Consider the following 23861-nt stretch of genomic DNA (forward strand, 5'->3'; position numbering starts at 1 on the left):
TCAGCTCCGCCGCGCTCGCCGCCGAACGCGTTCGATGCGCTCCTCGGCGGCTTCGGGCGTGGTCATTCCCTTCCGCGCCCGGCGCGCGAGGCGGTACACGACGTCGTCGGCCAGTGGCGCGTCGCGGAACTTCCGCCAGCGCTTGGTGAACCAGTGCGACTTCTTGACGCCGAGTCGCTCGTCCGCCTGCTCGGCGGCTTCGAGATCGACGGGACCGGCTGCCGCGTGCGTCACCAGGCGGTCGTGGCGCCGGTCAGCGCGGTTGGGCGTGCGCTTGTTGCGGTGGATGTTCTTGCGTGAGCTCTTGTCGTTCTCGCCGTAGTTGTTGCGCCGGTCCTTCTCGTAGCTCAGGGCCTTCTTCTCCTGCGGGCTCTTGCGCACCACTGCGTCAGACCGCCACGACGTGGTTGGCCCTCGACTGGACCACCAGCCGCTGCGCGCCCAGCGAAACCGCGAGGTACAGCAGGATCGAGGCGCTCCCCAGGCCCTTGGCCGGGCTGTTCGCGTCGATCACGAAGTCCAGTCCGATGTGGACGGCGATGGCGACCACCCACAGGACGACGGTGAGCCACGTGCCCTGGCGCCAGAGCTGGCTGTCGGCGCGCCAGAGGCGCACGGTGTAGGCGCGGACGAGGCCGAAGAGGGCCGCGACGACCAGGCTGCCGATGAGCAGCAGGACGGCGGGCGTGCCCGGGGTGGTGCCCTTGAAGAAGGACGCGAGGGAGACCACGCCGAGCACAGCGAGGATGAGCAGGACGGTCGGTTTGCGGTCTTCGCGAACGAGGCGTTTCTGCGTCTGTCGCCAACACAGCCACGCCAGCACGACGAGTCCGATGAGGATGTTGACGGTGTTGCTCACGGTGGTCCCTCCAGGCAGAACTCCAGGTGAGCACCAGCTTGGCGGGCGGCGGGCCGGCAAGCGTCAAACCCAGGGTTGATCCCGGGTCGGTTTCACCCCACCGGGGGCGGCGAAAACGGTCAGAGCGACGGTTTCCGCGCCACCCCGCCGATCACGCGCGACTCCGAAGGCGCCTTCGCGAACACGGAGTTGCGGTCCGGGTGCCACGCCGGCGCGTAGACGAGGCCGGGTTCCAGCAGCGGCCACCCGCCGAAGAACCGGGAGAACTCCGCCATGGTCCGCAGGACGCCGGGGTTGGTCGTGGACTCGTAGTACTCCAGGAGGTCGGCCAGCGCCTGGCGTTCGTCGTCGTCCACGGGGTTCTCGTTGGTCATCTGCGAGAGCACCAGCAGCGAACCGGGCGCGACGCGTTCGCGGTAGAAGGACAGGATGCCGTCGGGGTCCTGGTCGTCCTTGATGAAGTGCAGCACCGCGTTCACGATCAGCGCGACGGGCCGGCGCACGTCGATCACGTCGGAGTCCATCACGCGGTCCCACAGCTCTTCCGGCTGCAGCAGGTCGGCGGCCACGGCTTCGTGGCGCTCCGGGTCGGCGGTCTGGTCGAGCAGGATCTGCGAATGCGCGAGCGCCACGGGCTCGTTGTCGATGTAGAGCACGTTCACGTCATGCTCGCGGCGCTCGTTGTCGGCGACCTCGTGCACGTTGCCGGCCGTCGGCAGGCCCGAGCCGATGTCGATGAACTGCCGGATGCCGGCGCGCACGGACTGGCGCACGGCGCGGCCCAGGAACTGCCGGCTGGTCAGGCAGTAGTCGCCCATCAGCGGCAGCCGCGCGCGCACCTTCTCGGCGAACTCGCGGTCGATGGCGTAGTTCGTGTGACCGCCGATGAAGTAGTCGTAGATCCGCGCCGCGGACGGCCGGTCGATGCTGCCTTCGACAGCGCGCAGGGCTTCGTCTTTTTCGATCATCGCCGTCCTCACCGCCGGAGTTCGCGCCCATGCTAACCACGGCCGGCGGCGGGCGGATCAAGCCGTGGTCAGGGCCTCCCGATAGGCGTTCACGGATTCCGTCAACTGGTCCATCGAAGTGCGCAGCCGGACGATCGTGTCGAGGTCGAAGCCCAGCGCCCGGCCGATGTGCGGCGGGATCCGCTCGGCCTGTTCGCGCAACGCCTCGCCTTGGTCGGTGAGCGTGATCCGCACGGACCGCTCGTCGTCGGCCTGGCGTTCACGCGTGACGAGGCCGGCCTTCTCCAGGCGCTTCAACAGCGGCGACAACGTGCCCGAGTCGAGGTTCAGCGCGGCGCCGAGCTCCTTGACCTGCTGGGCGTCGTGCTCCCACAGCGCCAGCATCACGAGGTACTGCGGGTACGTGAGGTCGAGCGGTTCGAGCAACGTCCGGTAGAGCGACGTGACGGCGCGCGACGCGGAGTAGAGCCCGAAGCAGAGCTGGTCGTCGAGCAGGAGCGAGCCGGTTTCGCCGGGATCCTGGCTGGTCATGGGTACCTCCTCTGCAAGGTGTAACTCTCGATGATCCCCGAGATGTGCCCGTCCGGGCAACTCAAGTGCCTTAGATCTCATTGTCCTCCGTTTAGTTGTGCACAACTGAGTTGCGTAATAACTTCTTAAGAGTCAGCAACGGACACCGCCTGGAGGAGACCCGAGATGACCACCCCGAACCCGCAGAACCTCGCCCTCGAACCCGCCGCGCAGGCGTTCTCCGAGGCCACGGCCGCGCACCCGTTCCTGTTCGAGCTCCCGCCGGCCGAAGGCCGCAAGGCCGTGGACGGCGTGCAGGAAGGCCCCGTCGAGATGCCGCCCGCCGACATCGAGGTCGTCCAGGTGCCGGGTGGCCCGAACGGCGACGTCGAGGTCCGCATCGTCAAGCCCCAGGGCGTGACCGGTCCGCTGCCGATCCTCGTGTACGTCCACGGCGCCGGCTGGGTCTTCGGCGGCTTCCACACCCACGAGCGCCTGGTCCGCGAGCTCGCCGCCGGCACCGGCGCGGCCGTGGTCTTCCCCGAGTACAGCCTTTCGCCCGAGGCGCGCTACCCCGTCGCGATCGAGGAGAACTACGCGGTCGCGAAGTGGGCCGTCGAGCACGGTGCCGAGAAGGGGCTCGACACCTCGCGCGTCGCCATCGCCGGCGACTCCGTGGGCGGGAACATGACCGCCGCGCTCACGATCATGGCCAAGCAGCGCGGCGACGTGCGCTTCCTGCAGCAGGTGCTCTTCTACCCGGTCACCGACGCCAGCTTCGACACCGAGTCCTACCGCCTGTTCGCCACGGGCTACTTCCTGCAGCGCGACGCCATGAAGTGGTTCTGGGACCAGTACACGACCGACAAGGCCCAGCGCGCCGAGATCACCGCGTCGCCGCTGCGCGCGTCGCTCGAAGAGCTCGCCGACCTGCCGCCGGCGCTCGTGATCACTGGCGAGGCCGATGTGCTTCGCGACGAGGGCGAGGCGTACGCGGCGAAGCTGCGCCAGGCGGGCGTCGCCGTGACGGCCGCGCGCTACGGCGGCGCCATCCACGACTTCGTGATGGTCAACGCGCTGCGCGAGACCGGGGCCGCCGATGCCGCGATCAAGCAGGCGATCAGCGTCCTGCGTACCGCCTTCGGGGCCTGAAACCGCAGCTGAGACGCCCGGCGGGCTACCCTCTTGATCTTGTGACGGCGCTCACCTGATCACAACGGGGGTGGCCCGCCGAACGTTTCTTGTACAGGGGTTTGTACAGCGGGTTCGATCTTCCGGACACGCGCCGGAGGAGGGGGTCCCGTGCACCTGAGCAGCATCCGGCTGGACTCGCCGGTCGAAGTGATCGTGATCGGCGTGCTGGCCGTGCTCGCGGTCGTGGCCGTCCCTTGGTTCTGGGACCGCTGGCGCAAGCGCAAGCAGCTCGGGCGCAGCGCCACCGTGCTCACGGCCGTGGTGCTGGTCGTGGCGAGCGTTTCGCTCGTGGGTAACCTGATCGGCGGCTTCTTCCCGACGCTCGGCTCGTTGCTCGGCACGGGCGTGTACGCGGCCGAAAGCGTCGATGCCGAGGCCGGCGACAACGGCGCGGACCTCGACAGGATGCGCGACCTCGGCGTGGTCCACGCGCGCGAGGGCAAGGGGACCGTGCTGCACATGAAGGTCACGGGCCGGCGTACCGGGCTGGTGCGCGACGTCGCCGTGTACCTGCCGCCGCAGTACTTCCAGCAGGCGTACCACTCGCTGAAGTTCCCGGCGATCGAGTGGATCCCGAACTACCCGTCGGGCCCCGAGGTCGCCACGAGCGGCTACCACCTGCCCGAACAGCTCGACACGGCGATCGCCAAGCACGTGCTGCCGCCCACCGTCGTCGTGATCCCCGACCCGACGGGCGTCCCGAAGGTCGGCCACGACACCGAATGCGTCGACGAGGTCGGCGGCACCCCGAACGACACCTATCTCGCCGCCGATGTCCGCGAGTGGGCGATCCAACGGCTCGGTCTCAACCCGGCGCGCGGCGCGTGGACCATCGCGGGCTGGTCCTCGGGCGGCTACTGCGCCATGAACCTCGTGACGCGCCACCCGCAGTGGTTCGCGCAGGCGGTCAGCGTCAGCGGCTACGACCGGGCCCAGGTGGACTCCGAAACCGAAGACCTCTTCCACGGCCGCCACGACATCGACGACGCCAACAACGTCCGCGTGAACGTGCGGCTGCATCCGTCCCCTGTGGACATTCTCGCGATCTCCGGGGACAAGGAGAACTACGAGAGCTTCGCCATCGACCAGATCCGCGCCGCCGCGCAGGCCCCGATTCGCTTCTCCTCGTGGCGCATCCCGGACGCGGGCCACAACATGAACACGTTCAAGTCACAGCTCCCGGATGTCCTGGCGTGGATCGGCGCGCGCATCCCCGCGCCGTCCGCGGCCGGGCGGCAGGTCGACGTCAGCGGCGGTGTGCGGCCGTGGCCGCTGCCGAAGTCGGGGGCGCGCGGCGCGTTGTCCGCGATGGACGAGTGACGGTCACATTCCCAGCAGTGGCAAGAGGTTCTTCACGACGGACGTGATCTGCGCCGACGCGGTGGCGTAGCCGACCGACTGCGGCTGTTCGGTGAGGACGGTGACGAGGTAGCGGTCGTTCTTGCCGACGGTGCCCGAGGTGTGGAGCATGCGGGTCGGGCGGCAGCAGGACCAGCCTTGCTTCACGGCGAAGTTGCCGGCGCCCAGGGCGTCGGGAATGCCGAAGTACTGGCGGAAACCGTCGGCGCCGAACTCGGTGGTGCCGTGCAGGGCGGCGAGGATGATCGTGCGTTCGTCGGCGGGGGCCTTGGTGAACAGGTAGCGGTAGATCTTCGTGATGTCGCCGGCCGTGATCTCCGTGTCGCCCCAGCGGCCCGGGCTGGCGGGCGGGTGCGTTCCGGTGAGGCCCATGCGCTGGATTGCGCTTTCGACGATGTTCGTCTCCCCGTTGACAACCCACAGCGCGCTGGCGGTGTCGTCGTCGCTGCGGGACAGCATTTCCTTGACGACACCGGCCTGGGTGCCGTTCTCCAGAGCGGACACGGCGATCATCAGCTTCACCAGCGACGCCGACGTGTAAGTACGGTCCGCGTTCACCGAAAGCAGGGTGGTCCCCGCCGTGCGGTCGTAGACCACGACGCTCACGTGCCCGCGCGGGACGAGCGCCTCCAATGCTTGGGCGGTCGTCCCGCCGGACTTGGCGCCACCGGACGACGGAGTGGTTTTGCCGGACGGCGTGGGCGACGGGGAAGACGGGGTATCCGGAGCCGCGGAATCCGTCGAGCTCTCCGTGCCGGCCGCCGCGACCGGTGTCGGTCCCAGCGCGGTGACGATGTGGCGCTGCGGCTCCGCCACCACGAGCACCAGCGCGACGAGTGCCCCCAGGCACAGCCCCACGAGGAAGAGGATGTTCACTTTGCGCATGACCGGACTTGTCCGGTCACCCGTTCGGTGTTGCCGAATCGGGGGCCTTTTGTGGCATTGATCTCGAACAAGGCCGAATTCGGTGACGCTCCGGGGGCCTGCGGGCAAGCACCGGCGTTTCACTCCGGGTGAAGACGGGGTACTCCCTCCGCGTGAGTCAGCTCACCACGGGAAGGACTGAAGTCATGGTTCATGCGCACGGAGCCCGGATCCGGGTGGAGGGTCTGCAGCCCGCGCAGGTCCTGGCCGCCCTGGTGGGCATCGCGTTCCTTGTCTACGGCGTCATCGGCTTCGCGCGGACCGGCGTCGGGGCCTTCACCGGGCACCACGACGCGGGCTTCTGGCGGTTCTCCGGCAACCCGATGAACAACCTCGTGCACGTCGTGACCGGCGTGATCGGCGTGCTGCTCGCGTTCGGTTCCGGTCGCGCGCGGACGTTCGGCTGGCTGCTCTTCGTCGGCTACGGCGTGCTGTTCGTGTGGGGCCTGATGATCACCGGGATGGTCGCGGCCAACCCGTTCGCCGTCGCCGGCAACCCGCTGGACCTCACGACGCCGGACAACTGGCTGCACCTCGGCATCGCCGTGCTGGGTCTGGTGATCGCGATGGCGCCGGCGCGGCGCAAGGTGCGGCTGCCGGAAGAGGACGTGGAGCCGATCACGGCGGATCGGGCTCAGACGAGCGTGATCGAGCGGGTCGAGGACGACGACCACACGCCGACACGGGAGACGACGCGGGAGACCCAGACCCGGGAGATCCCGGCCCGGGACAAGCGCGGCCCAGGTCTGGCGCACTAGCCTCCCGGCGCGCCAACGTTTTCAGGCCGAAGGCCCGGCAACCCCCGCGGTTGCCGGGCCTTCGGTGTTCGGGAACTGCCCCTCCTTCCGCCGCCCGTGGCCGGTTGTCCAAGCGACGCGCTGTCGGGGCGCGGCGCCGGGTCTGGGGTCAGTAGCTGTACGGGTCGCTCGGCGCGGCCGCCGGGGCGCTGGTGGCCGGGGCGCTCGTGGTCGGCTTGGCGGGCGCGGTTCCGGTGCTCGTCGTGGTGCCGGACTTGCAGCCGTTGGGCTCGATCACGAACCAGGTGCCCTTCACGCCCATGCCGTTGGCCTGGCCGGGCGCGGTGTCCTTCGAGTACCGGTACAGCGGCCAGCCGCCGAGCGTGGCCTGCGTGGTGCCGTCGGCGCGCTTGACGCTGCCGAGCAGCTTGGCGTCGATGCCGTCGAGCGCGACGTCGCCGGTGGTCAGCACCGGCGGCCACAGCTTGGCGCAGTCACCGTTGCAAGTGGACTTCGAGGGTTTCTTGCTGTCCTTGGTGAACAGGTAGAGCGTGCGGCCGTCCTGGTCGACCACGGCCGCGCCGACGCCGTCGACCTCGCCGGCGCTGAGCTTCACACCGTCCGAAGTGGACTTGCCGGCTTTGCCGCCGGTCGGCGTGGCCGCGAACCAGGTGCCGTTCACGCCCTGGCCGGTGGCGTCGCCGGGCGTGGTGTCCTTGGCGTAGGTGTAGAGCGGCCAGCCGTTCACGGTCACCTGCTCGGTGCCGTCGGCGCGGGTCACGCTGCCGACGAGGCTCTTGTCGACGCCGTCGAGCTGCACGTCGCCCTTCGACAGCAGCGGCGGCCACGCCTTGGCGCAGTCGTCCACGCACGCGGACTTCGGCGGTTTGGCGGTGTCCTTGTCGAAGCGGTAGAGGGTGTGGCCGTCGGCGTCGGTGAGGACTTTGCCCAGCCCACCGACGTCGGTGGCCGCGAGTTTGACGGCCGTCTCGGTCACGGCCGCGGCGTTGCCGACCTGACCGCCCCCGGTCCCGCCGCCGGGCGCCGGCGCGGGTGGAGCGGTCGTGCCCGAGCAGGCGCTCAGCAGCGTGAGCCCTGCGGCCGCCGAGACGACGATGACGCCCGTGCGGAACCTGCGAAGCATGGAACTTCTCCTTGGGTACGTGGTCGCCGCGCCAGGCGCAGCTGCCGGTACCCCCCGCGTTCCGCGAGGAACGCTTCCCACCCTCCTACACGGGAGGTCGCGCGAAGCGGTTCAGCAGAAGTCGCAACTACTTTCCGTCACCTTCGAGGGCGAGGTCGACCAGTCGCCCGGCCGCGCCCGTGTACTGCGCGGGATCGAGGAGGTCGTCGAGCTTCGCGGGGTCGAGGACGTCGGTGACCTCGGGAACCTCGGCGAGAACCTCCCGCAGCGGCCGGTTCTCGCCGACCGCCCGCTTCGACGCTTCGCGGAGCACGTCCTTCGCCCGCGCCTTGCCGAGCAACGGCGCCAGCGCGGCCGACAGCCGTTCCGACACGATCAGCCCGTGCGTGAGGCCGACGTCCGCCCGCATCCGCTCCGCGTCCACGGTCAAGCCGCGCGCCAGCTCGACGGCTGTGTGCGCGGCCCCGCCCGTGAGGCGCAGACACTCGCGCAGCAGCTGCCACTCGGCCTGCCACACGCCGGCGGACCGCTCGTCCTCGGCCAGCCCGGACTGCGTCACGCCCGCCGCGAGCACCGGTACCTGCAGCGCGGCCGAACGGATCAGGGCCGACAGCACGGGGTTGCGCTTGTGCGGCATCGCCGACGAGCCGCCGCCAGTGGGTTCGGCGACCTCACTGATCTCGGTGCGCGTGAGCACCTGGACGTCGACGGCGAACTTGCCCAGCGCCGTGGCGGTTTGGGCGAGCGCGGCCACGAGATCGGCGACGGGCGTGCGGTTCGCGTGCCAGGGCAACGTCCTGGTGGCCAGGCCGGTCTCCTCGGCGAAGGTCTCGACGAGCCGTTCCGCGTAGTCCGCGGTGCCGTCGCCGTACTCGACGTACGCGGCCAGCGTCCCCGCCGCGCCGCCCAGTGACACGGGCAGCTCGAGGCGGCGCACCCGCTCGGCCGCGTCGAGCACGTACTGCCGCCAGCCCGCGGCCTTGAGCCCGAACGTCGTCGGCACGGCGTGGGCCGTGAGCGTCCGGCCGGGCATCACGGTGTCGCGGTGCGCCCGAGCCAGGTCCGCGAGGGCCGCGGCGGTGGTCGCCAGGTCGTCGCGCAGCAGCTCCAGCGCATCCTTCGCGACGATCATCAACGCCGTGTCGACGATGTCCTGGCTCGTCGACCCGCGGTGCACGTAGTCGGCGTGCTCGGCACCGACCGCCGCCGTGAGCTCCTTGACCAACGCGACAACGGGGTTCGCCGTCGCCCGCGCCGCCTTCGCCAACGCCGGCACGTCGATCTCCCGCGCCACCTCGGCGGCCTTCGCGGTGATCGCCTCCGCCGCCCCGGCCGGCACGGTTCCCAGCCGCGCCTGGGCCCTCGCCAGCGCCGCCTCGGCCGCCAGCATCGCCCTCACGACGGCGTTGTCCCCGGTCACGGCTTCGACCGGTGTTCCGGCCCGCACAGGCGACAACAACCCGGAATCAGGATCGACGCTCATGGCGCCCAGCATCGCACGCAGGCCCCGCCGCCACCGTGCTCCTGTGCGGAGCCTCGCATCGGGTCAGTGGCCCACCGTCCCGTCGAGGGATTCGCGCAGCAGGTCGGCGTGGCCGTTGTGCCGTGCGTACTCCGCGATCTGGTTCACCAGCAACCAGCGCAGCGTGAACGGCTCACCGGTCACCAGCGACGTCCCCTGGTCCTCCAGCGACGAAGCCGCCGCGACGATCTCCCGCGAGCGGGCGCACTCCTCGCGCCACAACGCCATGGCTTCGGTGACGTCGCCGTCGAGGGAGTCGAAGTCCTGGTTGGGGTCGTCGTCGGAGTAGTGGAGCAGGGGCACGTCCTCGCCGGAGAACTGTTGCCGGAACCACCACCGCTCGACGCCCGCGAGGTGCCGCAGAATCCCGTGCAGGGAAAGGCCCGACGGGGACACGGCCTTGGTCGACAGGGCCTCCTGGCCGAGGCCCGCGCACTTCAGCGCGAACGTCTCGCGGTGCCACTCGAGGAACGCGACCAGCGTGTTGCGCTCACTCGCGAGCCGGGGTATCGCCTCTCGCGTGCCTTCGGCCGTGGGCGAGAAGTGCTGGGGAATCTCCATCCGCCCACGGTCTCACCCGGCACCGACAATTCCGGCTCACCGGGCAACGAGCCGCGAAACCGCCGTGGCCAGGGCCGTTCGCTGCGAATCCGGCCACAACGCGGCGTTCCCGGCCTGCGCGATGTTGCCGTACGTCAACGCCAGGATCAGGTCGAGCAGAGTGGCGGCCGGCAACGACGCCGACACCGCCCCCGAAGCCTGCGCCGCCGCGATGCCCGCCACCTTGTCGGCCATCGCGCGCTCGACGGGAGCCAGCGACGGCAGCAGATCCGGCCGTTCGAGGGCCTGCCACAGGTTGAGCCGCACCATCCGCGGATTGGCGCGGTAGAAGTCGAACACCTGGCACGCGTACCCCGGCAGGTCCGCGGCGTCGAACGTCACCGCGGCTTGCGCCTGCAGCACCTTCTCCGTCAGCACGGCCTCGAACAGCCCGTCCTTGCTGCCGAAGTACGCGTAGATCATGCGCTGGTTCGCGCGGGCTCGTTCGGCGATGCGGCCGACGCGCCCGCCCGCGAGCCCGGCCTCGGAGAACTCCTCGATGGCCGCGTCGAGGATGCGGCGGCGGGTGGCGGCGGCGTCGCGGGCCGGAGCCTCAGTCATGGGCGTCCACCGAGCGGCTCAGCTCCTCCCACCGGTCCAGCTCGGCGAGTTTCCGCTGCTCCGCGGGCCGGATGAAGTCCACGGCCTCGCCCGAGAGCGGCAGCCACAACGGCGGGTCGGTCAGCTCGAACACACTCAGGATCATCGCCGCCGCCCGCGCCGGGTCGACGCCCGGGGCCCGCCCGGTGGCGTGGGCGGTGCGCATCGGCGCCAGCACGGAGGCGTACGCGGCGCTCGGCTCGGGCGCGTCCATCGACGAGTACAGCGACGTCGCCATCGACCCCGCCTCCACCACCGTCACGCGGACGCCGAACCCGGCCGTCTCCAGGGCCAGCGCCTCGGAGAACCCCTCCAGTGCGAACTTGGCCGTGACGTACGGCCCGAGCCCCGCCGCCGGCGCCAGCCGCCCGCTCACCGACGAGATCTGCACGACGTGCCCCGCGCCCTGCGCGCGGAACACCGGAAGGGCGGCGCGGCTGACGTGGATCGCACCCCACAGGTTCGTCTCGACCTGGTCGCGGAAGTCGGCGAGCGGGGTGTCCTCGAGGCTGGAGACATTGGCGTACCCGGCGTTGTTGACCACGCCGTCCAGCCGGCCGAACTCGTCCACCGCGACCTGCACCGCGCTCGCGGCGGCCTCGGGATCCCGCACGTCGAGGGCCACCGCGCGGGCAGATTCGGGGTACGCCGAGACGAGGTCCGCGACTGCGTCGGCTCGGCGTGCTGTGGCCACGACTTGGTGGCCGGCATCGAGGGCGGTGACCGCGAGTGCCCGGCCGAGGCCGCGGGAGGTTCCGGTGATGAGCAGGGTGCGTGGCATGGTTGTCCTTTGGGTAAGTAACTGGATACTTACTAACGTAGCGGAGGTTCCTCCGGATTGCCAGGGCGGGTCTGTCCTCGCAGGGCGTGTTGCGTTGGGAGTGCACCCCGAAGCTGGATTGTGTTGACGGCCGGTGACGCGTTGTCAAGGCGGGAAAGCGTGCCTTGACAACGCGTCGCCGGCCGCAAAGAGGCTTCGGATCGGGGTGCGGGGACGGGGCTGGCTACATGCGCCCCGCGGTGAGTTAGGGCCCGTTGCGTTGGCGGGGTGGTAGTCCGTCGCGTTGGTGGGTGGTTGTTCCGTGCGCCGGTGGGCGGTCGTCCGTCGCGTTGGTGGGTGGTAGTTCCTTGCGTTGGTGGGGTGGCGGGCCGTCACCGTGGGAAGTGCGGCCGGGGGCGACAGCTCAACGCAAGCTGTCGTGCTCGGCCGGGGGTCAGCTCTGAACGGTCGCCCGGAGTACCTTCCGAAGGATCTTGCCGGCGGCCGACTTCGGGATGGCGTCCACGAATTCCACCTGCCGCACCTTCTTGTACGGGGCCACCCGTTCGGCCACGAACGCCTGCACCGCGGCCGCGTCCAGCTCTGGTGACCGGCGTACGACGAAGGCCTTGGGTACCTCACCGGCCTCGTCGTCGGGGACGCCGATCACGGCGGCGTCGGCGATGCCCGGGTGTGTCAGCAGCAGGGCCTCCAGTTCGGCGGGCGGGACCTGGAAACCCTTGTACTTGATCAGTTCCTTGAGCCGGTCGACGACGTGGAACACACCACCGTCGTTGACGGTCACGATGTCGCCGGTGTGCAGGTAGCCGTCGCTGTCGATGGTCGCGGCGGTGGCGGCGGGGTTGTTGAGGTAGCCGCGCATGACGTTCGGGCCGCGTACCCACAGCTCGCCGCGTGAAGCGTCTTCGCCGGTCACGGGGTCGACCACGCGGGCCTCGACGCTCGGCATCAGCAGCCCGATCGACCCGCGGTCGACGTCGGGCCGGTCGGCCGGGATGCCGTGGGTGCAGGGGCTGGTCTCGGTGAGGCCGTAGCCCTGCAGGACCGTGACGTTCAGCCGCGCGGCCAGCTCCTGGGCGATGCCGGCGTCGAGCGGCGCGGCGGCGCTCATCACCACGTCGACGCAGCCGAGGTCGTAGTCGGTGACCAACGGGACCTTCGCCAGCGCCAGCGCGATCGGCGGCGCGATGAACAGGTGGTCCACGCGGTGCTCGGCCACGGCGGCGAGGAAGCCCTTGAGGTCGAACCTCGGCATGGTCACCACGGTCGCCCGGTTGAGCAGGCTGATGTTCATGATCCCGTTCATGCCGTAGATGTGGAACAGCGGCAGCACGGCGATCGCGCGCTTGCCCGGGCGCAGCTCGGTCAGCGGCTGCATCTGGCTGAGGTTCGCGGCGACGTTCCGGTGCGTCAGCAGCACGCCCTTCGGCAGCCCGGTGGTACCCGAGGAGTACGGCAGCACGGCGAGGTCGTCGGCGGTCGGCTCGGGAGGCACGGAGGCGGAACTGGTCAACAGGTCGTCGAGCGACGGCACGCCGTCGGCCGCGTCGAGCACCACGAGTTCTTCGACGCGTACGCCTTCCTCTTTCACAGCGGCGCGCGCGGTGCCGAGCCCGGCGGACGTGGTGAACAGGATCCGCGCGCCCGCGTCGCGCAGCTGGTGCGCCAGATCGGCGGGGGTGTTGAGCGGGTTGGCGGGCGACACCGCGGCGCCCGAGCGCAGCACGCCGTGGAACACCACGGGGTACTCGGAGCAGTTCGGCGCGGCGAGCACGGCGACGTCGCCCCGGCCGATGCCGCGTTCGGCCAGCGCGGCGGCGAGGCGTTCGACGCCCGTGGCGAGTTCGCCGTAGGTCAGCCGCTTGCCTGAGCCGGCGTCGATGACCGCGGGGTACGCGGCTTCCTCGGGAGTGAGCGAACCCAGCAGCAGACCGGGCAGGGATCCCTCGGAGATGACGACGTCGGGGTAGGTGCTGCGAATGACCATCGCTCCTCCTGGGCAGGCCGCGGGTTCAGCGCACGGGCTTGGGTTCCTTGGGCAGCCCGAGCAGCAGGTCGCCGACGATGCCGCGCTGGATCTGCGAAGAGCCGGCGTAGATTGTCCCGGCGCGGGAGTTGAGGTAGACGCTGGTCCACGACGCGGTCGAGTTCGGCGCGCCGGGATCGTCGGTGTGGTACCAGTTCGGCGACGGCCGCCCCGACGGCGTCAGCGCGTCGAGACCCAGCACGTCGAGCGCGAGCTCCGTGACCACCCGATGGTACTCGCTCCACAACAGCTTGAAGGCCGCCGCGCGCGGCCCGGGCTCCTCGCCGTCGATCAACTGCGCGGCTGTGCGGAGGCCGTGGCAACGCAGCTGTTCCACCTGCACGTGGCACCACGCGACGCGGCGGCGGATGTCCGGATCGGTGTCCAGCCCTCGCTCGCGGACCAGGTCGACCAGCCGGTCGAGCTCGGCGCGGAAGCGGATCGGGGCGTGCAGCGCGGTTTCGCCGCGCTCGAAGCCGAGCAGGGTCATCGCGACGGTCCAGCCGCGGTCGACGTCGCCCACCACGAGGTCGCGGTCGGTGGTGGCGTCGGTGAAAAAGACCTCGTTGAAGTCGGTGCCGCCGGTGATGTTGCGGATCGGCCGGATTTCCACCCCGGGCTGGTCGAGGGGGACCAGCAACATGCTGATCCCCTTGTGCGGCGCCGCTTCCCGGTTGGTGCGGGCGAGCACGAACATCCAATTGGCCACGTGCGCGCCCGAGGACCACAGCTTCTGGCCGTTGAGCCGCCAGCGGTCGCCGTCGGGTTCGGCGCGCAGGGCGAGCGACGCGAGGTCGGACCCGGCGCCGGGCTCGGAGAAGCCCTGGGCGAACACGTATTCGCCGGAGACGATGCGCGGCAGGAATCGCTGGAGCAGCTCGGGTTTCGCCCAGTGGAGCATGGTGTTGCCCAGCATGCCGATGCCGAACGCGTCGTTGTCGGAGCCGAACGGGATCCCGGCGGTGGACAGTTCTTCCACCAGCACCACGAGTTCGGCCGGGCTGAGGCCGGCACCGCCGTATTCGACGGGCCACGCGGGCGCGACCCAGCCGCGTTCGGCCAGCGCCGCGCGGGCCCGGGTGCGGAACTCGGCGTAGGCGTCGCCTTCGAGGCCGCCGATGCCACGCCAGCCGGGCGGTACGAGGGCGGCGACGAACTCGCGGACCTGCTCGCGGAAACTTCCCACGCGGCCTCCTGCCTGGGTGACAACTCTGTCCTGACCTCAACAGTTGCGTAGATAGACCCGATAGTCAATGCTTCGATGCGGGCCCGGTTCTTCGAGGAGGCGTGATGGGTTACGCGACGACGGACGAACAGCGCGAGCTCGCCGCGTCGGTGCGGCGGATGCTCGCCGACGCCGCGCGCACGGCGCCGCTGCCGCCCGCGTGGGAAGCCGTGGGCGCGGGTCTCGACGGGGCCCTGTGGAAGACGTTCACCGACGCCGGTCTGCTCGGGTTGGGCGTGCCCGAGGAGCGCGGCGGGTCCGGTGGTGGTTTACGTGAACTGTGTGTCGTGGCCGAGGAAGTCGGGGCAGCGTTGCCACGGATCCCGTTGGCCGCGGCGGTTTCCGCGGTGGCCGTCCTGAGTTCTGTACACAGTGTGGACAACATTGTGGATGGTTCGGTCTTGGCGGTGTCGGCGTGGGAGACGTTCCCCGTGTTTCCCGGGCACCGTTCGCCGTTGCGGCTGAGCGGGTCCACTGTGGACGGCGTGCTGCGCGTGGTGCCGTTCGGCCTCGACGCGGACGTGCTCGTGGCGGCCGTCGAGGGCCGGTTCGTGCGGATCGACCTGACGTCGGTCGGGGTGCGGCGGGAGGCGGTGGGGGCTTTCGACGTGATCGAGCCGGCCGCGGCGGTTTCGCTGTCTTCGGTGCCGGCCCTCGAGCTGCCCGGGGCCGACATATCGGCGCGGGTGCTCACGGTGCTCGCGGCGGAGCTGGTCGGCACGGGGCGGCGGGCGCTCGACGGAGCGGTGGAGTACGCGAAGCAACGGCAGCAGTTCGGGCGGCCGATCGGGTCGTTCCAGGCGCTCAAGCACCTGCTCGCCGACCGGTTCGTGCAGCTCGACGCCGCGCGGCTGCTGGTCGAGTGGGCTGCCTCCACCGTGGATTCCGGCGTCGACGGCCTGGCCGCGGCGCGCACGGCCGTGGCCGCCGCGAGCGACGCCGCCGACGCCGCGACCCGTGACGCCCTGCAGGCTCACGGTGGGATCGGCTTCACCTGGGAACACCCGTCGCACGTGCACCTCAAGCACGCCCGCGCGCGGCGCCAGCTGCTGGGCTCCACGGCGCGCCAGCTCGACGCGGTGGCGGAGCACGTGATCGCCTGAAACCTGGGTGCCTCCTTGATCCGGTTCGGGTATGTTTCCGACCCGGAAAGAGGGGGAAAAAATTCATGCGGGTTGTCGTGATCGGTGCTGCGTTGCTCGTGGCGTTGGCGGCATGCAGTTCCGGGCCGCAGGCGAGTGCGCCGGCGGGGCCTGAGGCGCTGGGACCCGACGGGTTGCGCGGCCTCGCGCCGGGCGTCGCCAAGGCGGCCACGGGCACCACGCTCGCGGCCGAGCCGATGTCGGGCTTCGACGGCTGCAAGGCGTACACGTTCGCGGGCGGGCCGGCGCCCGAACCGGGCGCGCTCGAGGCCGAGCAGCAGGCCGTGACCAAGGCCGACGACCTGAACCAGAAGGCCCGGGACGCCGATGCGCACGTGCTGGATCCGGGGCTGCGTGGTTCGGCGGCCGACTACGCGAAGTCGGCCGCTCAGTCGGCCGCGGCCGCCAAGCTGAGCGCGCAAGCGGCGGCGGCCACCGTCGTCGTCACCGAGCTGCGCGAGGAACGCGCGGCCGAGCTCGCGGCGAGCGGCGGGGCGGTGTTCGCCGGGGACAAGGTGCGCTCGGTGGTGGCTCCGCCGCAGGTCAAGACGCCGGAGGGAGCCGGGGCGGGCACGCCGCTGGCCGATCTGCACCGGCTCTACGACGCCAAGGGCCTCAAGCCGACGCCCGAAGGTCACTTCGCGGTGGCCGTGCCGGGTCACCCGACGTGGACGTACGACTTCACCGCCGTCGGCGCGAAGGTCACGTACGTCGCGTTGCTGGACGCCTCCGTGAAGTGCGGCTGATGGTCAGTTCTCCGGGTACGAGGGGACACTCGCGGCCGGCTGTCGTCGACCGGGTGGCACCGCGCGTGGTCTGATCGACTTCAGGAGTCCTTGTTGAAGGAGAGCGCGTGACGAGGTTTGAGTTTCCCGGGTCTCAGGGCACGTCGCTGGCGGCGCGGCTGGAGCTGCCGGAGGGCAAGCCCAGGGCGTACGCGCTCTTCGCGCACTGCTTCACGTGCAACAAGGACGTGCTCGCGGCAACGCGGGTCGCCCGGGGGCTCACGGCGTTCGGTGTGGCCGTGCTGCGGTTCGACTTCACCGGGCTCGGCGGGTCGGAGGGCGAGTTCGCCAACACGGACTTCAGCTCGAACGTCGGCGACCTGGTCGCGGCCGCGAACCACCTGCGCGACGAGTACGAGGCGCCGCAACTGCTGGTCGGGCACTCGCTGGGCGGGGCGGCCGTCCTGGCGGCGCGGCACGCGGTGCCGGAGGTGCGGGCCGTGGCGACGATCGCCGCCCCCGCGGATCCGCAGCACGTGGCGAAGCTGCTGGGCGACTGTCGTGACGAGATCGAGCGCCACGGCGAGGCCGAGGTGGTGCTGGCGGGGCGGCCGTTCCGCATCCGCAGGCAGTTCCTGGAGGACATCGCGGCGCAGCCGCAGGCCGAGCGGATCCGCGGGCTCAAGGCGGCGCTGCTCGTGATGCATTCTCCGGTCGACGCCGAGGTGGGTGTGGAGAACGCCCGCCTCATCTTCGACACCGCCCGCCACCCGAAGTCGTTCGTCGCGCTCGACGGGGCCGACCACCTGCTCACCGGCCGCGCGGACGCCGCGTTCGCCGCGGACATCCTCGCCACCTGGGCCAAGCGCTACCTGGTCTGACCCACGCCCCCAATGTGGCGTTCGGTGCGTTGAGCGCACCGAACGCCACATTGGGGCGTTCAACGCAACCAACGCCGCATCGGGGTGGGTCAGCCGAGCACGTCACGCCACTTGTCGGCGAGCGAGGTCAGGAACGCCGGGTCGCTGGTGGCCACCTTGGGGAAGGTGGCCAGGCGTTCGAAGGGGCGGCAGGCGTCGATGATGGCGCGGCTGTTGTAGGCGGGAGAACCGTCCACGTACAGCGGGTCCAGCTTGCTGCCCCACGTCTGCTTCATGATCTCGATGTCGCGCGACGGGTCGCTGCGGGTCGACATGGCCCAGATGACCTCGTCCGGGTCGGCGGGGTCGACGTCGTCGTCCACGACGACCACGTAGCGGTTCATGTACGCCGCGGCGGGGCACTGGGCGGCCAGGTACGCGACCTGCCGCGCGTGTCCCGGGTACTTCTGCTGCAGCGAGACGGCGATGAACAGCCGCCCGCCGCCCGATTCGTGTGCCCACGCCTTCACCACACCCGGCACGCCGGTGGCGGCGAGCTCGTCGTGAATCATCGCCGACTTCATCACGGTTCGCATGTACGAGTAGTCGTGCGGAGGTTTCCCGGGCGGTGCACCGAGCAGGATCGGGTTGTCGCGGTAGTACATGCGCGTGATGTCGATGGCCAGATTCGGCCGGCGCTTGCCCGAGTAGTACCCGGTCCACTCGCCGAACGGGCCCTCGTCGCGCTGGTGGTCCGGCCGCAGCCAGCCCTCGATGGCGATCTCGCTGCCGGCGGGGATGGGGAGCCCGGTGTCGGGGCCGAGCACCACCGGCACCCGAGAACCCAGCACCGCGCCCGCGTACTCCAGCTCCGAAACCCCGCCCGGCACCTCCGTGCCGCCGAGGACCAGCAACAGCGGGTCGTGGCCGAACGACACCGTGACCGGCGCGCGGCCCTCTTTCTCGAACCACGCGCGCACGTTCTGGTCACCGTGCTTGCCGGGGACCATGGCGACGGTGACGCCACGGCCGTCGTCCTGGACCTCCATGCGGTAGCAGCCGCCGTTGTGGACGCCGGTTTCCGGGTTGGACGTCACCACGAAGCAGCCGGTGCCGATGAAACGGCCGCCGTCGTCCGCGTGCCAGCGGGGCACGGGGAAGTCGAGGAGGTTGACCTCGGAGCCGGGCACGGAGTTGGCCAGCAGCGGCGCGTCCGTCACGGGCAGCACGGGGAAGTCCCGCGCCGTGGCCGACCACTGCGACGGCTTGCCGCGCAGGGCGTCCACCACGCCGACGGAGTCGAGGTCCTCGCCGAGCCGCAGCGTGCGGCCCAGCCGGCGCGGGGAACCCGTGCTGCCCGTCAGGACGCGCAGGCCGCTCGCGTAGCCCTTGATGTCGTCGAACAGCAACGCGGGCGGCGGGTCCATCCGGTAGCTCAGCTCGGCGATGCCGCCCAGCTCGAGGTCCCAGTCGGCGCCCTTCACGTCGCGCAGCTCGCCGTAGCCGGCGATCGCGTCGAGGTGGGTGCGGAGGCTGAGGAGGGGTTCGTCCGTCACTGCGTGCCGCCGAAGAACGAGGCGAGCGTGGGCCACAGGTCCGGTCGCTCCAGCAGGCTGAGGTGCCGCGTCTTCTCCAGCACCCGCAGCTCGGCGTTCGCGATACCCGCCGCCAGTGCCTCGGACATCGCGGGCGGAGTCGCGTAGTCCTCCTCGCCGACGACCACGAGTGTCGGAGCCTTCACGTCGCCGAGGCGGGTGCGTGCGTCCAGACCGCCGAGGGCGCGGCAGGCCGCGCCGTGAGCCGCGGAGTCGGTCTTGAGGAAGATCTCGCAGACGCGCTCGACCTCGTCCGGGTGGCCGGTGAGGAACGGCTCGGCGAACCACCGGTCCCGCTGGAAGTCGAGCTGCTTGTCCCGGGGCACTGTCGTCGCGCGCTCGGCTCGCTCCGCCCAGACGGGCACGGCGTCGTCACCGTAGTAAGCCGTGCCGTCGGCCAGGACCAGCCGGTGCACGAGTTCGGGCCGCGTCGCCGCGAGGGCCAGCGCGGTGCTGGCGCCCATGGACAGGCCGACGACGTCGGCGGGGCCGGCGTCCGCGGCTTCCAGAACCGCCGCCGCGTCCGCCGCCATGTCGTCGACGGTGAAGTCGGCACCGTTCCAAGTGGACTCGCCGTGGCCACGTGCGTCCAGCGCCAGGACCTGGGCCTTGTCCTCGAAGAACCGCGCGACCGGGTCCCAGACCGCTCCGGACAGCGCGAGCGGGTGCAGGAGCAGCAGCGGCCGGCCGGACGTGCCCGTCCGGTGGACGTGCAGTGTGCCCTGCGGTGTTTCGACGTTCACGCGGTGGCCCTTTCGTTCCTGGCGGCCCGGCGCGTGGCCGCGGCCTTGATCGCGGCGTGGATCTCGGAGTAGGTGCCGCAACGGCAGATGTTGCCCTCCAGGTGCTCCACGACCTCTTCGTCGGTCGGCTGCGGGTTCTCACCCAGCAGCTCGTGGGCCATCATCACGAACCCGGGGATGCAGTAGCCGCACTGCATCGCTCGGTTGGCGACGAACTCGTCCACCACCTCGTCGTCGTCCGGCAGGCCGTCGGCGGTCGTGATCTCGGCACCGTCGAAGCGCGCGGCCCGCGAGAGGCACGTCGACACGCTCTTGCCGCCGACCAGCGCCGTGCAGGCGCCGCACGCGCCGACCCCACAGCCTTCGCGCACGCTCGTGGTGCCGAACTCGCGGCGCAGCACGTCGAGCAGCAGCTCGTCGTCGGCCACGCCCAGCTTGCGGCGCAGGCCGTTGACCTTCAGTTCGATCTCCCTCACGGCTGTTCCTCCAGCGCGGTCAGGACGCGTTCGGGCGTCAGGGGAAGCGTGGTGATGCGCACGCCGGTCGCGTCGCGCACGGCGTTGGCGATGGCCGGCGCGAGCGGGATGATGGTGGTCTCGCCGACGCCCTTCGCGCCGAACGGGCCCGTCCGGTGTGGACTCTCGATGATGATCGGCGTGAGCTTGTCCGGCATGTCCTTGATGGACGGCAGCTGGTAGTCCAGCAGCGTGCCGTTCACGATCTGGCCCTCGTCGAACACCATCTGGTCGAACAGCGCGTGCCCGATGCCCATGATCGCCGCGCCGGAGAGCTGCTGCTCCACCATCGCGGGGTTGATCGCGCGGCCCACGTCACCGGCCACGGCCAGGTGCTCGATGTGGATGCGCCCGGTCGCCGTGTCCACGGTGAGCTGCACCGCGGCCGCGCCGGCGAACCAGTGCTCGGTGACCTGCGGCGACAGGCCGTTCTCGTGGTCGTACGGCTGCCACGACGTGGTGAAGTTGGCCTCCGCCGTCAACGTCGTGCCCCGCGCACCGAAGTGCCCGTGCAGCAGCTCCGACACAGAGACGGTTTCCTGCGTCTGCGCGCTGACGAGACCGTCGGACGTGAGCTTGATGTCCGTCGCCTCCACGCCGAAGCGCTCCGCCGCCAGCTCCACGAGCTTGTCGCGCATGTTCTCCGCGGCCAGGCGCACGGCGTTGCCGGTGTGGTAGGTCGAGCGGCTGCCGGCAGTGATCGTGTCGTACGGCGTCACGTCGGTGTCGGCCTGGATCACGCGCACGTCGCCCTCGCCGAGGCACAGCACCTCGGCCGCGATCTGCGCCATGATCGTGTCGCTGCCCTGGCCCATGTCGATGGTGCTGATCAGCAGCGACGCCGAGCCGTCCTGGTTGAGCTGCACCACGGCGTTGGAGATCGTCGGCGTCAGCACGGCCTTCACGCCGACCGCGACGCCGCGGCCGCGCACCAGCGTGCCCTCCTGCTTGACGAACGGCGTGCCCCACTCGATCGCCTCGGTCACGGCGTCGAGGCTGCCGAGGAAGTCGGCGCTGTGCATCGGCGTGCCGACGGGTGCGATGTCGCCTTCGCGCAGCATGTTGCGGCGCCGGAACTCCACCGGGTCCTCACCGAGCTGCCGCGCGAGCTCGTCGGCCAGCGACTCGTGCGCCCACGTGACCTGCGGCACGCCGAACCCGCGGAACGGCCCGGCCGACGGCTTGTTCGTGTACACGCACCGCGACCGCACGCGCACGTTGTCCACTTTGTACGGACCCGGCGCGACCAGACCCGACTTCGCGGTGATGCGCGGGCCGACGTCGGCGTACGCGCCGGTGTCGTAGCGAACGTCCGAAGTGGACGCCACGATCATGCCGTTCTCGTCCGCGGTCATGCTGCCTGCCACCGCACAGCCGTGGCGCGTGGTGAGGAGGAACGCCTCTTCGCGGGTCGCCGTGATCTTCACGGCCGCCTTCTGCGTCCACGCCAGCGCCGCGACCAGCGGTTCCAGGCGGTCGTACATCTTCGCGCCGAAGCTCCCGCCCAGCGGCGCGGTGCGCACGCGGACGCGGTTCAGCGGCAGGTCCAGCAGGTCGGCCAGCGACTGGCGCACGTACGACGGCGTCTGGGTGGTCGCCATCAGCTCCAGCCGGTCACCCTCGCACCAGGCAGCCGCGTACGGCAACTCGATCGGCACGTGGTGCGTCGGCGGGCACCAGAAGTCGTACGACACCGTGGTGCCGCTGACGCTCGACGGGTCGCCTTTGCGCAGGTTGTACTCGTAGTTGACGTTCGTGTCGCGCTTGCCGCGCAGGTGCTTCAGGTCGCCGAAGACGATCGACGGCCGCAGCTCGTCGTGCACGAACGGTGCGCCCTGCACGGCCTTGTCGACGTCGTGCACCGGCTCGAGCTCGTCGTAGGAGACCTCGATCAGCTCGGCCGCCTCCCGCGCCTGCTTGACGCCGTGGGCGATCACCGCGGCGATCGGCTCGCCGACGTAGCGCACCTTGCCGTACGCGAGGCACGGCTGGTCGGAGAACGCCGGCCCGGTCATGAGCCGGTCGCCGAACTCCGCGTACAGGTCGGCGCCGGTCACCACGGCGACCACGCCTTCGGCCGCGAGCGCGCGGCTCGTGTCGATGGCGGTGATCGTCGCGTGCGGGCGCGTGCTGCGGTGCACGGCGACGTCCAGGCACGGTCGCACGGGCTGGTCTGCCGCGTAGCGCAGCTCGCCGCGGACCTTGGCCCGGCCGTCGACACGCGCCCAGCGCTCACCGACGGCGGCGACCGAAGATCGAGACTCGACGGTGGTCATCGCTGCCCTCCTTCCAGGACTTGCGGATGGCTTCTTCGACGGCCACGAGACCGAGGCGCCGTTTGTAGTCGGAACTCCCGCGCACGTCGGGAAGCGGGTCGAGCAGCGGCGTCGCGGCGTCCTTCGCCGCGGTGACCACGTCGTCCACCGACGTGTCGGCCGCCGCCTCGAACTGCAGGAACACGGGCACGTGGCTCAACGCGCCGAGGCCGAGCCGGACGTCGCGCTTGCCGCGCGAGCGTTCCACGACGAGCGCCGCCGCCGAGGCCGCGGGCCAGTCGTTCGCCGCGAGGCTGGAGAGCTTCGCGAAGTGCGCGCCGGCGGATTCGGGCTGGCTGGGGATCTCGATCGCCGACACGAGCTCGCCGTGCTCCAGCGCGGTCTGCTGGAAGTCGACGAAGAACTCGCGCGCGGCCACCTTCCGCGAGCCGCGGCGCGAGGTGAGCTCCACGGTCGCGTCGAGCACCATCAACGCCGTCGGCGGGTCGAGCCGGTAGTCGCCGTGGGCGATGTTGCCGCCGACGCTCGCCGTGTTGCGCACGCGCGGGTTGGCCACCCGGCTGTACACCTCGGCCGCGAGCGGGGCGACCCGGCGGACGATCGGGCTGGTCTCCATTTGCCGCAACGTGACCAGCGGGCCGACGCGCAGCCCCTTCGAGGTCTCGGTGATCTCGGCCAGGCCCGGCACGCCGCCGATGTCGACCAGGTCCGTGGCGAACAGCACACCCTGCTTGAGCAGGATCTGCACGGCCGTGCCGCCGCCGTAGACCATCGTGTCCTCACCGTCGTCGAGGAGCGCGCAGGTCTCGTCGAGCGTGGTGGGGTAGTGGTAGGCGGTCATTTCTTGCCGCCGAACAGCTTCGCGAGCAGGCGGCGCCACCACGATTCCTTCGCAGGCGCGGCGTCACCGGCCGGCGTCTCGGAGACCCGCTTCTTCGGGCCTTCCCGTTTGGCGATCACGCTCGCCAGCCCGGGGTTGTCCGGCCCGGGCGGGCCTGCGGCGCAGATCTCGGCGAACGCGGCCACGAACTCCCGCTCCACCTCCTGCGAGCGGCGCCGGACGATCGACTCGCCCATGCGCCCGATCTTGCCCCAGATCGCGACGTCGAGGCTGTACTCCACTTTGGACGAAGTCTCGCCGTCGGGCTGCACGCCCAGCCGGGCGTCGATCTTGATCGAGCTGCCGAGCTTGTGGTCCTCGCCCTTCAGGAGGGCCTTGACCTCCTCGGGCTCGGTCAGCTCCGTGATCTCGGCGGAGAACCCGGCGCTGAACTTCACGTGCGCGATCTCGTTGACCAGCTTGCCGCGGTAGTGCGTGCTGTCCGAACGGACGAGCTCCGCGGCGCCGGGGATGGCGACCCGCATCGTGTCCGGGTCGAGGAAATGGGCGAAAACGCGTTTGTGGTCCGCGGGGACGACAAAGGAGGATCCAAGCTTCATAATGACCACCATAGAGGACTAAGTGTCTGCTCCACAGGACGTTACTGTATCAATGGTTGCTGATCCAGCCACAGTCACGGCCGAATGACCTTGTCGCGGCGGTTGCGTGCCGTAGC

General features: G+C 70.6%; 24 protein-coding genes. 6 read left to right on the forward strand and 18 right to left on the reverse strand.

Features of this window, described 5'->3' with window-relative positions; genetic code table 11:
- The 4 genes from ACQPXB_RS02070 to ACQPXB_RS02085 all read right to left on the reverse strand — a co-directional run bounded on the left by ACQPXB_RS02070 (position 1) and on the right by ACQPXB_RS02085 (position 2358).
- Complete coding sequence (locus ACQPXB_RS02070) at positions 1 to 384, reverse strand: hypothetical protein (RefSeq protein ID WP_366577493.1); 384 nt, start codon at positions 382 to 384, stop codon at positions 1 to 3.
- A gap of 4 nt (positions 385 to 388) precedes the next feature.
- Positions 389 to 859: a hypothetical protein gene (locus ACQPXB_RS02075; RefSeq protein WP_366577495.1), complete on the reverse strand. Its 471-nt coding sequence runs from the start codon at positions 857 to 859 to the stop codon at positions 389 to 391.
- 119 nt (positions 860 to 978) lie between these two features.
- Positions 979 to 1827, reverse strand: a complete 849-nt coding sequence (locus tag ACQPXB_RS02080; protein WP_366577497.1) for an SAM-dependent methyltransferase — start codon at positions 1825 to 1827, stop codon at positions 979 to 981.
- A gap of 57 nt (positions 1828 to 1884) precedes the next feature.
- On the reverse strand, positions 1885 to 2358 hold the full coding sequence (locus ACQPXB_RS02085; RefSeq protein ID WP_366577498.1) for a MarR family winged helix-turn-helix transcriptional regulator: 474 nt from the start codon (positions 2356 to 2358) through the stop codon (positions 1885 to 1887).
- 165 nt (positions 2359 to 2523) lie between these two features.
- Here ACQPXB_RS02085 and ACQPXB_RS02090 point away from each other — a divergent pair, with 165 nt between their 5' ends.
- The gene (locus ACQPXB_RS02090) at positions 2524 to 3489 is read left to right on the forward strand and encodes an alpha/beta hydrolase (RefSeq protein WP_432849242.1); all 966 of its coding nucleotides are present in this window, start codon (positions 2524 to 2526) and stop codon (positions 3487 to 3489) included.
- A 150-nt stretch (positions 3490 to 3639) separates the two neighbouring features.
- Positions 3640 to 4851, forward strand: coding sequence for an alpha/beta hydrolase (locus ACQPXB_RS02095; protein ID WP_432849243.1), 1212 nt, complete (start codon positions 3640 to 3642; stop codon positions 4849 to 4851).
- Positions 4852 to 4854: 3 nt separating this feature from the next.
- Here the strand turns inward: ACQPXB_RS02095 and ACQPXB_RS02100 are convergent, their stop codons facing one another.
- On the reverse strand, positions 4855 to 5775 hold the full coding sequence (locus ACQPXB_RS02100; protein WP_432849244.1) for a hypothetical protein: 921 nt from the start codon (positions 5773 to 5775) through the stop codon (positions 4855 to 4857).
- A gap of 185 nt (positions 5776 to 5960) precedes the next feature.
- On the opposite strand from ACQPXB_RS02100, the gene ACQPXB_RS02105 reads away from it, so the two are divergent.
- A complete protein-coding gene (locus ACQPXB_RS02105; RefSeq protein ID WP_366577508.1) occupies positions 5961 to 6572 on the forward strand; it encodes a DUF4383 domain-containing protein in 612 nt (203 codons plus the stop codon).
- Between the two features lie 148 nt (positions 6573 to 6720).
- On the opposite strand, the gene ACQPXB_RS02110 is transcribed toward ACQPXB_RS02105, so the two are convergent.
- The 7 genes from ACQPXB_RS02110 to ACQPXB_RS02140 form a co-directional block, all read right to left on the reverse strand.
- Positions 6721 to 7695, reverse strand: coding sequence for an SCO0930 family lipoprotein (locus ACQPXB_RS02110; RefSeq protein ID WP_366577510.1), 975 nt, complete (start codon positions 7693 to 7695; stop codon positions 6721 to 6723).
- Positions 7696 to 7822: 127 nt separating this feature from the next.
- Complete coding sequence (gene pcaB, locus ACQPXB_RS02115) at positions 7823 to 9178, reverse strand: 3-carboxy-cis,cis-muconate cycloisomerase (protein ID WP_432849245.1); 1356 nt, start codon at positions 9176 to 9178, stop codon at positions 7823 to 7825.
- 63 nt (positions 9179 to 9241) lie between these two features.
- Positions 9242 to 9778, reverse strand: coding sequence for a DinB family protein (locus ACQPXB_RS02120; protein WP_386956547.1), 537 nt, complete (start codon positions 9776 to 9778; stop codon positions 9242 to 9244).
- A gap of 36 nt (positions 9779 to 9814) precedes the next feature.
- On the reverse strand, positions 9815 to 10378 hold the full coding sequence (locus tag ACQPXB_RS02125) for a TetR family transcriptional regulator (RefSeq protein ID WP_432849246.1): 564 nt from the start codon (positions 10376 to 10378) through the stop codon (positions 9815 to 9817).
- On the reverse strand, positions 10371 to 11198 hold the full coding sequence (locus ACQPXB_RS02130) for an SDR family NAD(P)-dependent oxidoreductase (RefSeq protein WP_432849247.1): 828 nt from the start codon (positions 11196 to 11198) through the stop codon (positions 10371 to 10373). The genes ACQPXB_RS02125 and ACQPXB_RS02130 overlap by 8 nt, the downstream gene beginning before the upstream one ends.
- A 433-nt stretch (positions 11199 to 11631) precedes the next feature.
- Positions 11632 to 13185, reverse strand: a complete 1554-nt coding sequence (locus tag ACQPXB_RS02135) for an AMP-binding protein (RefSeq protein WP_432849248.1) — start codon at positions 13183 to 13185, stop codon at positions 11632 to 11634.
- Between the two features lie 25 nt (positions 13186 to 13210).
- Entirely contained in the window at positions 13211 to 14410 is a 1200-nt protein-coding gene (locus ACQPXB_RS02140; RefSeq protein WP_432849249.1) for an acyl-CoA dehydrogenase family protein, read from the reverse strand.
- Between the two features lie 104 nt (positions 14411 to 14514).
- On the opposite strand from ACQPXB_RS02140, the gene ACQPXB_RS02145 reads away from it, so the two are divergent.
- The 3 genes from ACQPXB_RS02145 (at position 14515) to ACQPXB_RS02155 (ending at position 17197) form a co-directional block, all read left to right on the forward strand.
- Positions 14515 to 15552 carry an acyl-CoA dehydrogenase family protein gene (locus ACQPXB_RS02145; RefSeq protein WP_432849250.1) on the forward strand — a complete coding sequence of 346 codons (1038 nt, stop codon included), beginning with the start codon at positions 14515 to 14517 and terminating at the stop codon, positions 15550 to 15552.
- A 65-nt stretch (positions 15553 to 15617) separates the two neighbouring features.
- The gene (locus tag ACQPXB_RS02150) at positions 15618 to 16337 is read left to right on the forward strand and encodes a hypothetical protein (protein ID WP_432849251.1); all 720 of its coding nucleotides are present in this window, start codon (positions 15618 to 15620) and stop codon (positions 16335 to 16337) included.
- A gap of 107 nt (positions 16338 to 16444) precedes the next feature.
- Positions 16445 to 17197: an alpha/beta hydrolase family protein gene (locus tag ACQPXB_RS02155; protein ID WP_366577527.1), complete on the forward strand. Its 753-nt coding sequence runs from the start codon at positions 16445 to 16447 to the stop codon at positions 17195 to 17197.
- A gap of 89 nt (positions 17198 to 17286) precedes the next feature.
- On the opposite strand, the gene ACQPXB_RS02160 is transcribed toward ACQPXB_RS02155, so the two are convergent.
- Genes ACQPXB_RS02160 through ACQPXB_RS02185 form a run of 6 tightly spaced genes read right to left on the reverse strand, consistent with a single transcriptional unit; the run spans position 17287 to position 23745 of the window.
- The gene (locus ACQPXB_RS02160) at positions 17287 to 18732 is read right to left on the reverse strand and encodes a UbiD family decarboxylase (RefSeq protein ID WP_386945971.1); all 1446 of its coding nucleotides are present in this window, start codon (positions 18730 to 18732) and stop codon (positions 17287 to 17289) included.
- On the reverse strand, positions 18729 to 19514 hold the full coding sequence (locus ACQPXB_RS02165; protein ID WP_432849252.1) for an alpha/beta fold hydrolase: 786 nt from the start codon (positions 19512 to 19514) through the stop codon (positions 18729 to 18731). The genes ACQPXB_RS02160 and ACQPXB_RS02165 overlap by 4 nt, the downstream gene beginning before the upstream one ends.
- The gene (locus ACQPXB_RS02170) at positions 19511 to 19990 is read right to left on the reverse strand and encodes a (2Fe-2S)-binding protein (protein ID WP_285970963.1); all 480 of its coding nucleotides are present in this window, start codon (positions 19988 to 19990) and stop codon (positions 19511 to 19513) included. The genes ACQPXB_RS02165 and ACQPXB_RS02170 overlap by 4 nt, the downstream gene beginning before the upstream one ends.
- Positions 19987 to 22305, reverse strand: a complete 2319-nt coding sequence (locus ACQPXB_RS02175) for a xanthine dehydrogenase family protein molybdopterin-binding subunit (protein ID WP_366577533.1) — start codon at positions 22303 to 22305, stop codon at positions 19987 to 19989. Before ACQPXB_RS02175 ends, ACQPXB_RS02170 begins: the two co-directional genes overlap by 4 nt.
- On the reverse strand, positions 22262 to 23146 hold the full coding sequence (locus ACQPXB_RS02180; protein ID WP_386945973.1) for an FAD binding domain-containing protein: 885 nt from the start codon (positions 23144 to 23146) through the stop codon (positions 22262 to 22264). Before ACQPXB_RS02180 ends, ACQPXB_RS02175 begins: the two co-directional genes overlap by 44 nt.
- On the reverse strand, positions 23143 to 23745 hold the full coding sequence (locus ACQPXB_RS02185) for a CoxG family protein (protein ID WP_364044436.1): 603 nt from the start codon (positions 23743 to 23745) through the stop codon (positions 23143 to 23145). Before ACQPXB_RS02185 ends, ACQPXB_RS02180 begins: the two co-directional genes overlap by 4 nt.
- Between the last annotated feature and the right edge of the window lie 116 nt (positions 23746 to 23861).

Origin of the sequence: Amycolatopsis sp. CA-161197 (genome assembly GCF_050942255.1) — a bacterium.
GTDB lineage: Bacteria > Actinomycetota > Actinomycetes > Mycobacteriales > Pseudonocardiaceae > Amycolatopsis.